This window comes from Halohasta sp. A2, assembly GCF_056175805.1.
In genome coordinates this window covers 1-6726 of record NZ_JAQFWV010000114.1, presented here as the reverse complement: position 1 = coordinate 6726, position 6726 = coordinate 1, and the positions used below count along the sequence as shown (strand labels likewise).

4 protein-coding genes are annotated in these 6726 nt (G+C 54.0%); all 4 read right to left on the bottom strand.

Translation table 11 applies throughout. From position 1 onward, the window contains the following. Positions 1-148 precede the first annotated feature (148 nt). Genes O2S87_RS17685 through O2S87_RS17670 form a run of 4 tightly spaced genes read right to left on the bottom strand, consistent with a single transcriptional unit; the run spans position 149 to position 6328 of the window. Positions 149-1702: a hypothetical protein gene (locus O2S87_RS17685; protein ID WP_475410070.1), complete on the bottom strand. Its 1554-nt coding sequence runs from the start codon at positions 1700-1702 to the stop codon at positions 149-151. After that, positions 1699-3045 carry a DUF58 domain-containing protein gene (locus O2S87_RS17680; RefSeq protein WP_475410069.1) on the bottom strand — a complete coding sequence of 449 codons (1347 nt, stop codon included), beginning with the start codon at positions 3043-3045 and terminating at the stop codon, positions 1699-1701. Before O2S87_RS17680 ends, O2S87_RS17685 begins: the two co-directional genes overlap by 4 nt. Next, positions 3042-3818: a DUF7269 family protein gene (locus O2S87_RS17675; RefSeq protein WP_475410068.1), complete on the bottom strand. Its 777-nt coding sequence runs from the start codon at positions 3816-3818 to the stop codon at positions 3042-3044. The genes O2S87_RS17680 and O2S87_RS17675 overlap by 4 nt, the downstream gene beginning before the upstream one ends. 2 nt (positions 3819-3820) lie before the next feature. Next, on the bottom strand, positions 3821-6328 hold the full coding sequence (locus O2S87_RS17670) for a transglutaminase TgpA family protein (RefSeq protein ID WP_475410067.1): 2508 nt from the start codon (positions 6326-6328) through the stop codon (positions 3821-3823). Positions 6329-6726: the final 398 nt, after the last annotated feature.

The following is a 6726-nucleotide window of genomic DNA, read 5'->3' as shown; positions in this document are numbered from 1 at the left end:
GATAAAATTAAACGTCACGAGTAAATCCTTACGCCGTATAGTATTTTCAGCTAGATAAATTTACCGTAATGAACGCTCAAGAGCTACAGAATCTGACGTTTCTGTCGGTGTTTCTTGGACAGGCTCTGTTAGGAGACGAATAGCGAAGTTAACCTCGTCGTAACAAGAGGCTCACGGCAATAAGGGCGAGTGTCGACACAACTACCGCCAGTACAACACCGGCTTCGTCGACACGAACGTCTGCAATAAGCCAATAAAACACACCTGTCCCGAGTGCCGAGAGCCCACCAATAACGAGCGTAGCTGCAGAATGAATCTGTTGGGCATCACGATGAACCGTCCGAGCGGCAAGATCTGCATAGACGCCAACGCCGTAGAGTCCAACATCCCAGACCACTATCGCTGCGACAAGAACACCGAGTACAACCCACACTGCGGACCCAACAGTAGCCATTGCGATAGCCATCAGGACCACCCCACTACCAGCCAATCGAGGCCCAGCGGTTGCTGACGGGAGGACGCCACTGCCTGCAAGCAACACGCCCACAAAGAGTGGAACGCCTATTGCTCCAATACCAACGACACCAACGAGCAATCCAACGGCAGTTGGCCCAGTAACCGAAATCGCTGTCTCCACAGGAGATGGTGCGACAGCCACAGACGCGAGGCTTTCAGTTACCGGACCGGCCGCAAGAACGCCGATTCCAAACAGTCCACCGCCGAGGACGATACCCGAAACCGACCACTGTGTTGACCCAACGATGACATCCCCGCCTACCGTACGGGCGATGAGTATGAGAACAACAGCCACTAGACCAACAAGCCACAACCGAACAAACGCTGTTCGAACCAACGGCGATTCAACAAGTCGACCGATTGTTGGGCCAATGAGTCCAGCTGCCACACCGGTTTGAAGACTCACAAATGAAAGCATTGCAAGAACGATGCTCCCGACGCCAAGCCCACCCACGGCTCTCGCCACAATACTCTCTGTCGTGTTTTGATACTGCTGGCGGAATGTATGAGGAACAGCCGAATGAGGTGGTAGTGCAGTTACAGCACTCCAGATCCCACCGACTGCGAGCCAACTAACAACGACGAATCCAGCAACAATCCCGGTTTCAGTCGTGGGTACAAAGAGTTCAGAAAGACCGGGAGCAACGAGTTCACTTATCGATTGGAGATCGATCCAGATGACACTCAGAGTAACTGCAGTGACCGCAAGTGCCGTCCCAAGGCGGACCAACAACCCGAGCGTCCGCCCAACAGCACCGTTCCCAAATCCAGCAACCCACAAGCAAGCTACACCGAACCCTACAACCACCGCTGGGAGTCCAAACACACTGACAGTACTGTTGATACCAACACCTGCTTCGGAGAGAGCGGCCACAGCCAGTAACCCACCAGCGACCCCTCCACAAATGAGTACTCCAACTCCTCCGAAAACGGAAGCCAGGATGTGGTCTTGTCTCACGGTGGCAATCGAAACCGCTAACAAGACTCCACAAAGCAGGCCACCAACTACGCCACCGATCGCCTCCAGGCCATAGAAAAGACCACCAACGCCGACAGTCCCGATTGCAACGGTTCCTGCAACTTGTGCACTCTGTGTGGCAGCGCTTCCGTTATCAGTTCGACGGATCAGGCGGCTCCATCTGGTAAACAGCGACTCATCGGTCGATGCCGCAGTATTGATGCTCACTGGGTGGTCCCCCGTTGAAGACTTTTGCGTTGATTGAACGCTACAGCCAGTGGTTCTGCGGGGTCCCAATCAACAACATCGATAGTGTGCCCTCTGAGTTCGGTGATGCGTAGGGATCGCTGGATTAACTGGAGTTGTCCACCCGCAGTCTCATGAGAATACACTGCGGGTGAATACACACTCACTGTATGGCCCGTTGCAACCATCTGCCGGGCAAGCTCAACCGGATACGAATCAGCTAACGGACTGACAACAAGAACCTGTGTCCGTTGAGTGAGTCGGTCGATTATCTCGACAGGAGGCACCTCAAACTCACCTCGCTCGCGTTGGGGAGCTCCAGGTCGGACTGTCGCAGCGGCTGCATCGAGCACCTGTTCGATCTCTGTTCGAGTATGCTGGCTATTGGCAGGTGAAACCCACGCTACAGCGTCTGTGTGTCGGTCACTGCCGTTTTTCCTGGTTGAGTCTGTCTCATCGACAGCCGACGCATCGAGACCCACAGTGAGTACACCAACGCGATTGCGATCTCCCAACAGGCTGTCGACAATATCACTCGCCAGCGCAACACACAGCTCTGTACCGGTTGGATCCGACTCGGAGCGTGCATACGCAGCACTTGGCCGGACATCAACGACGACGAGGACTTCTGTGGCTTCTTCGGGGCGGTACTCAACGGTCGATAATTCGCGTTCGCGTGCATACTGTCGCCAGTTGATCCGGTTGGCTGGGTCTCCTGGTTCGTAGGCTCTGATGCTGTGGAACTCAAGGCCTTCGTCGGCTTTATCAGCTAACACATTCCCCGTAATCGGGAGAGTGCGTTCGGCAAGTGGATATGACTCCGGTTCGTACATGGCTTGAATCCGACTGTGGCCTTCGACAGCGAGTTCAACCGTGTCTGTGTTCGTAGAGCTCACACTATGGGATATGGCAGAAAGTGACCCAAATTCGAAGGTGCCATAGCGTGCACGTACGGTGTATTCAAGTGTCGCTTCGTCGCCCCCAGCAAGTGTCAGTCCTGCTCTGGGAGAGCCATCAACAACGGCGAGTTCAGCAGGGACGCCGTCGACTACGCGGAGATCAGCAAGCAGTTGCTCGCTCGTGTTTTGAATCGTAAGCTCAACGTCGACGAGCTCGCCAGCATACGTTCGAGTCGGTCGGATCTGACGTCGACAACTCACGGTTTGCTCAACAGCAGGTGGCGTTGAGACAGCGCCATACAGGACGAATCCGAGCGGAGCCATTGCCCCTACAAGCAGACTTGGGTGTCCGAGTATGACACCTGTGCCTGCAAGCACGAGAGCCAGACCAATCCCAGCGTGCCATCGTTGATCGGAGTGATTCATCGGTTTTTCGCCTCCGGTGGCTTCGACGCCGAGGGCGACTCAGTGCGTTGTACTGGAGCGGTCTCAGCCCTAGCATCTACTGCGAGATACTGTTCGACATCAGCACGGAACTCACTGAACCAGCTTGGGTTGGTGCTTGAAGGGGTCTTTGGGTCGTCCAGAAGCGACTGCATTGCCAGTGTTGTTCGTTCGATAGCCTGTCGGTACGCAGCCCCCGGTTTCGACCATCGAAGAAGGTTGAACCATACCGGATAGCCCACAGACTCACTGAGAAACGCGCGGGCTACTGGATCTGTCGTCCACTCTCCAGTAGTGAGTTGTCGGTCGATGTCGGATGAGTCATACCCACGAAAAGCTAGCAACCGTTGAACTGTCTCTGAGAGAATCTGATGGGGTTCCGTCGTGCTATAAGAGACGTCTTTGAGTCGAACGTCACGAAGTGCGTCATCGAAAGCTGTATCAAACTGCTCGCCTACAATTCGAGGGGGTCGCTTTGGACGTTCTGGTGGCATTTCTGAACGAATAAGACTGCCTGTGGAGTCATTATCGCGTTGAGACTCAAAAGCAGAGTCATCGGCTCGTAGATACACTCCGCCCGCACAGACGAGCACAGCCCCAACAAGCGTTTGGACGACTCCTGTTGACCTCGGAAGTGTTTCTGTAAGGCTAGTCGGCAGTATACCAGTAAAGAACACAGCGACGACGCCGAGAACACTAAGCAGTACCACAACGGCCACTGGAAGACCAACACGCAGCCGGTCAACAAACTCCATATTCATTGACCATCCTCAGTTCTATGTGTGTTATCTCGAGAGGCTGAATTGGATGTGTCGGTTGGACCATCGGTTGTCGATTCGAGTGCATCCAACGCGCTTTCGGCTTCCTCGACAAGTGTTTCCGAATGTGTTGGGCCGTAGGCGACTGTTCGGAACGCATTCGTCAGTCGGAGGACGGGACCTCGAGGGAATCCTTTGTCAATTGCAGTTCGAGCAATTTCACCGGGTGTCTGTGTGGGTGAGATTCGTTGAACGACGATCCGAACAAACGTTCGCCAGACGGAGGTGACAATAGAGATGGTCCCTGTGGTGGTCTCCTGTGAGACCGGTTCCGCTGAGGCATTCACAGACTCCACCGTGGAATCAGATTCAGTTGCCCCTGACGTGTCGGCCAACTGACCACCACGAGCTAGCGTTCGGTATTGTTTGATTACAAGGGCGACCAGATATGCAAGCACAGACTCCGGAAGTCGCTGTTTGAGTCGACTGGCCACAACAGCAGGGAGACGACGAAGCGCAAGCACCGAACCCCACACCCCCCGTTTTTGAGCTGCTTTGAGCACCCCCGGAAGCCGTTTGAGACCGCTGATTGCCGTGTGTATGAGGTGGGTACTCGACCTCCAGGCTTGGGTGGCCCGACTCCAGAGTACTCTACGGAGGTTGTACTCTCGATTAATAACGACCCCAATAACACCGAGAATCCCAACAACGCCCACACCACGAAGCACAAGCCCAACCAGGCGGTTTTCGATTTGTGTCGAAGCTTGTGCTTCTTGATAGGTCGCCTCGAGGGTTGTCTGCGGTGCGAGCGAAACAGGGACGGTCGCCTCACCATTCGAATCAGTGGTTCCGACAACACCATCGTCATCGCGAATCTCAATATCTGACACGGGTGTCTCACCGGTTGTTGCCGTGATTGTTGCTGTCTCTCCAGGAAGTCCAACCAGTCGCTGAGGGTCGGCTGTAAGTTCAAACGAGACAACATCGAGGAGCTCGCCCTCTTCGAAGTCATCGGTTCGAACTATGAATTCAGTGTTACCCGATTCGCTAGCTGATGGGACCGTAAACTCAATATTCCCGTTTTCATCGGTCGAACCTACCGATTCACCATCGACCGAGACCTCACCGCCAGCAAGTGGCTCACCGTCGACAAGAACCGTTGCTGTAGCCTGCCCACCGCTCACAAGTGGGTCTTGCTCGGTTTCGATCGTTACGTTTGTTCCCTCTGGTGCAGATGGAAGTTCCTCAGACTCACCAGACTCGCCCTCGTCTGTTGTCGTAGTGTCTGTCTCTTCTTCCTCTGTTGGCATCTCAGAACTGTCGGTATCTCCTTCAAGTTGACCACTGGTTGTCTCTTCGAGATCGACATCTACACTACAGTCTGCTGGCAACGAGCCCGCAGACATCTCTCCGTCACCTTCGGCTTGTTGTTCGACAGCAAGTCGGTCCGAAGTTGGTGTCGGATCAAACGCAATCCAGCCGTGGCCCGCGACATATACTTCTGCCCACGCGTGCGCGTTGACTTCTCGAACAGTATACTGATCGTCGTCTTCGACGGATTGTTCACCCGGTGTGTATCCAGTCACATAGCGTGCCGGGATTCCTTGTGAACGAGCCAGAACGACTAAACTCGAGGCAGCATACTCTGCGTTCCCCGAATCTTCCTCAAAGAGGTACTGCTCTAGTGGTTCTTGCTCAGAGTCGTACGTCGACGCTGGATCATACGTCTTGTTCGTCTCAATCCAGTCTTCGATTTTGCACACAGACTGCACCGGTGTGACTGCATCGTCTGTGATATCATCACTAAGGTCCGTTACCCGATCATTTTCATCGGGCACCGACGTATACTTTTGTTCGATTGTCTCTGGATAGTTCGTCCCTGAGACTAACAGCTCTCTGGGATCCGAGTCATACTGATATGCTGTGATATTATATTGGCTGTCCGCTGGATACGTATCGTTCGTATGAATTCCTAATTCTGCACTGACTGCCAGTGATGATTCGTTGGGCCCCCCAACCGTTGCCGGTTGCCAAGGGGTCGGCAACACGGCTGCATCCCGTTCGGTAGAGACCGAAACCGTCTCTTGGTCACTAACAGCCCCCGTCTCGCTCAGTGGCGGATCATAGTTCTCATATCCGCCAGTCCGCACCCAGGTACCGTTTGTATACTCATCGTAGGCGTCGACACGCCAATACGATGGCTGATCAGTTGTTACTGAAAACTGTGGTTCGTCTGACTGACTTTCGAACGGATTTGTCTCGTTTGTGAGTCCCTGCCCGAGTGGGTTTCGCTCGGCCCCACCGAGACTTCCACCACCAATTATGCCTGGGCGGTCCATCCCGTCGACTCTCTCGGCGGGCTCGATTTCGTCTGACGTGTCCTCTGCTAATGTACCGCCACTTCCAACCAATGCGACTGCAAGCACCCCCAGTGCCACCAGACAGAACCCGACAAGTACGATTTCACTGAGTTGTCGGTCTGGTCCAGAGCGACTGGGGCGTTTCATTCAATACCTGCAATATGATTGGTTCGAACTAATAAACGCACCGAGTGAAATATATTGGCCTGTTCAATCTAAAGTCACAGTAGCCTTTCACGTATGTTTTATCTTTTGAACAGTTGGTACTACCAATGGCAGATGGTGTAATAGATACCGAGACTGGAGGCAGTAGTCGACAGTGAGCAAACAGCGTTATGACACAGAGACACCGGGCGTACCAGTTTTGCCGGTGTGGATTCGGATCACTCTCGTGGTCGGCACGCTTGGAGGATTATTTGTATGTGTTTACCCCCAGATAGATATCGCCAGTCTCTCGTAGGAACACCCTGACTGGTACTGTAGACCGATGCACCAGGCGAGCAAACACACTCCTGAGGGATGGTCTCCAAGCAGGAGACCATCCC

What these genes read in the sequence shown, in the direction of transcription:
- O2S87_RS17680 (WP_475410069.1), bottom strand. Translation starts at nt 3,045, where the DNA reads ATGAATCACTCCGATCAACGATGGCACGCTGGGATTGGTCTGGCTCTC.
- O2S87_RS17675 (WP_475410068.1), bottom strand. Translation starts at nt 3,818, where the DNA reads ATGGAGTTTGTTGACCGGCTGCGTGTTGGTCTTCCAGTGGCCGTTGTG.
- O2S87_RS17670 (WP_475410067.1), bottom strand. Translation starts at nt 6,328, where the DNA reads ATGAAACGCCCCAGTCGCTCTGGACCAGACCGACAACTCAGTGAAATC.